Source organism: Streptomyces sp. YS-3 (assembly GCF_045257485.1).
Taxonomy (GTDB): domain Bacteria; phylum Actinomycetota; class Actinomycetes; order Streptomycetales; family Streptomycetaceae; genus Streptomyces.
Genome location: NZ_JBJHPC010000699.1, coordinates 1 through 3,388 on the forward strand (window position 1 = coordinate 1; position 3,388 = coordinate 3,388).

General features: G+C 68.6%; 3 protein-coding genes. All 3 read right to left on the reverse strand.

All coding sequences use genetic code 11. The annotated features are described in order from the left end of the window. Positions 1 to 36: 36 nt before the first annotated feature. On the reverse strand, positions 37 to 951 hold the full coding sequence (locus ACJA3G_RS33465; protein WP_406556793.1) for a carbohydrate ABC transporter permease: 915 nt from the start codon (positions 949 to 951) through the stop codon (positions 37 to 39). Between the two features lie 89 nt (positions 952 to 1,040). Next, the gene (locus ACJA3G_RS33470) at positions 1,041 to 2,333 is read right to left on the reverse strand and encodes an ABC transporter substrate-binding protein (protein ID WP_406556794.1); all 1,293 of its coding nucleotides are present in this window, start codon (positions 2,331 to 2,333) and stop codon (positions 1,041 to 1,043) included. 284 nt (positions 2,334 to 2,617) lie between these two features. Continuing rightward, the coding region (locus tag ACJA3G_RS33475) for an ROK family protein (protein ID WP_406556795.1) at positions 2,618 to 3,388 on the reverse strand (771 nt) is incomplete at its 5' end.

Consider the following 3,388-nt stretch of genomic DNA (forward strand, 5'->3'; position numbering starts at 1 on the left):
GGGCGGTGACGGGGGCGACGGGTGCGGTGTCCACGGTCATCGGCTCTTCTCCCCTCGGATCTCCTGGACCAGGTACGTCACGACGAACCCGAGGGAGACGGTCAGCAGCACGACGGCGATGGCGGAGCCGAAGCCGATGCGGCTGGCCTCGCCGATGATGTTGTCGGTGACGAGCACGGAGAGCACTTCGAGTCCGTTGCGGCCGTGGTTGACCGCGTACACGATGTCGAAGGCGCGCAGCGACTCGATGACGGTGATCACGCCGACGATCACATTGACCGGGCGCAGGGTGGGCAGCACGACCCGGAAGAACGTCTGGGCCTCACCGGCCCCGTCGATCGCCGCCGCTTCCTTGAGCGTGGGGTCGACCGCCTTGAGGCCGGCCAGATAGAGGATCATGACGTAACCCGTGTGCCGCCAGGCCGCCGCCAGCAGGATCATCCAGATGTTGAGGTCCGGGTCGCCCAGCCAGTCGGTCGGGTTCTCCCGGTCGCCGATGAGCGCGTTGAGGGCGCCCTGGTCGCGGGAGAAGACCAGTTGGGCGATGAAGCCGACGACGGCGAGCGAGAGCACGACCGGCATGTACAGCGTCGACTGGTAGAAGCGGCTGAAGCGGACGCCCCGGTCGATCAGTACGGCGAGCAGCAGCCCGAACGGCACGGCGACGAAGCCGAGGAAGGCCAGCCACAGCAGGTTGTGGCGGACGGCCGGCCAGAAGGGCGGGTAGTTGGTGAAGATGTCGGTGTAGTTCTGCGTACCGACCCATTTGATGTCGCCGATCCCGTCCCAGCTGGTGAAGGAGAGGACGACGGAGGCGAGGGTCGGGCCCCACACGATGGCGAGGTCGAGCAGGACGGGTATGCCCAGCAGCACGCCGAGGACGACGAGGTCGCGGGCGGTGAACCGCCGCGGTCCTCGTCGTCCGGCGCGCCGTGCGGAGATGATCGACACGGCTGAGTACTCCAAGTCGGTGCGGGGGCGGGCCGGTTGGCGACGGGCCGGCCGGACGGCGGGCGGGCCGGCCGGCGCGGCGCCCGGTGTCAGTCCGCGGCGAAGATCGACTTTCGCTGTCGTTCGATGTCGTTGACCAGCCCGTCCACGTCGTTCGGGTTGCCGATGAACCTCTGCAGCGCCGGGATCATCACGGTGGAGGAGAAGTCCGGCCGGGTGTCGCGGTCCATGAACTGCGAGATCTGCTTGGCGCCGGAGATCAGCTCGACCGACTTCTTCTGGAGCGCGCTGTACTTGGAGGTGTCGGCCCCGCTGTTGACCGCGATGTTGTTGGGGTCACTGGCGAGGTAGATGTTCTCCGCGGCCGGGGTCGCCAGCCACTTCAGGAGGTCCTTGGCGCTCTCCATGTTCTTCGCGTTCTTCAGGCTCTTGGCGTTCTTGGCGAGCAGGAACCCGTCGATGGGCGCCTCGACCGCGTCCAGACCGTGCTCGGGGTTGATGACCGGGAAGGGGAAGAAGTCGAGGTCGCCCTGGTCGGCCACCGGGAACTGCTGTCCCGCGTGGGGCAGTCCAAACACCGCCATGCCCGCCTCCTTCTTCTGCAGGCTCTGCGCGGCCTCCTGCCAGGTGCGGCCGTTGGCGCCCTTCTGGCAGTACGGCAGGATCCGGCGCCAGGTATCGAAGACCTCCTTGACGCGCTTGTCCGTCCACGCCTCCTTGCCGGCCATCAGATCGCGGTGGAAGTCGTACCCGTTGGTGCGCATGTTGAGGTAGTCGAACGTGCCCATCACGGGCCAGCCGTCCTTGTCGCAGAACGCGATGGGTACGAGCTTGTCCTTCTGCATCCGCCGGGCGAGCGCGATGTAGTCGTCGAGGGTTTTGGGCGCCTCGTAGCCGTGCTGCTGGAACACGCTCTTACGGTGGAAGACGGCCCACGGGTAGTAGTAGTACGGCGTGAGGTACTGCTTGCCGTCCTCGCCCGTCGACTGCGCCTTCAGCGCGGGCGAGAAGCCCTGGAAGCCCTGCCACAGGTCGCTGATGTCGTGCAGCAGCCCCTTCTTGGCGAAGAACTGCATCCGGTTGCCCGCGAACCACATGAAGACGTCGTCGGGCTTGCCCTGGAGATAGCGGTTGATGTTCTCCTGGAACGTGTTGTGGTCGACGGTGTTGACCTTGACCGTGCGGCCTTCCCCGGACTGCTTCGCGTACGCCGCGAAGGCCTCACCGAAGGCCTTCTTCGGCACCGCGTCCGAGGAGTTGGAGCCCAGCCGGATCGTCTTGGCGTCGCCCCCGGGCCCGCTGTCGCAGGCGGAGAGCAGCGAGGGGAGGGTGACCGCCCCGGCGCCGAACGCGGCGCTCCGGAGAAGACTCCGCCGGGACATCCGATGTCCCGCGACGCTCCCGGGCACCGCAAAACCTCTGAACGATGACTGTGCCATGTCCCCCTCCTCCAGGGTGTAACCCAACACAACCGAACGCGTGGTTTGGATCACACCCCCAACCGAAGGGGACGTCAAGGGTTCTGACGGGATTCCGAACAACCGTTACCCGTTCTGTTCCAACAGACTCCAACAAGCTCTACCGCAAACGCGCGTGGGAGAAGAGGGAAAGAAGGGGGTGGCGAATCGGTTCATCCGTCCTGGAACCGGAGGAAGGTGATGAGGGGTTACCTTCCCGCCCGCACCGCCCGGCGAGCAGTCGTCGGAGCGCTGATCGCGGCAGCCGCGGCACCGACCAGGCCCGCGTCCGTGCCCATCAGGGCGGGGGCGACCTTCAGGCCCTGGACGAAGGAGAGGGTGGCGTAGTCGTGCAGGGCGCGGCGCAGCGGGTCGAAGAGGATGTCGCCCGCCCCGGCCACGCCCCCGCCGATCACGGCGATCTCGATCTCCGTGAGGGTGGCGGTCGCCGCGATGCCTGCCGCGAGCGCCTGGGCGGCCCGTTCGAACGAGGCGAGCGCTACCGGATGCCCGGCGCGCGCCGCCGCGGCCACGGCGGCGGCCGAGGTGTCGCCGTCCGGTCCCGGCGTCCAGCCGTTCTCCCGGGCCCGGCGGGCGATGTTGGGGCCGCTGGCGATGCGCTCCACACAGCCGCGCGCCCCGCACGGACAGGGGTCGCCGTCGAGCTCGACACTGATGTGACCGATGTGACCGGCGTTGCCGGTGCGGCCCGGGTGGAGGCGTCCGCCGAGGACCAGACCGCCGCCCACACCGGTGGAGACGACCATGCACAGGGCGTTGTCGTAGCCGCGGGCCGCGCCCAGCCAGTGTTCGGCCGCGGTCATCGCCACCCCGTCGCCGACGAGCTGGACGGGCAGCCCGCCGGTGGCCGCCCGCACCCGCTCCACCAGCGGGAACCCTCGCCAGCCCGGGATGTTGACGGGGCTGACCGTCCCTTCGGACGCGTCGACCGGGCCCGCGCTGCCGACCCCCAGCGCCCC

What these genes read in the sequence shown, in the direction of transcription:
- ACJA3G_RS33470 (WP_406556794.1), bottom strand. Translation starts at nt 2,333, where the DNA reads ATGTCCCGGCGGAGTCTTCTCCGGAGCGCCGCGTTCGGCGCCGGGGCG.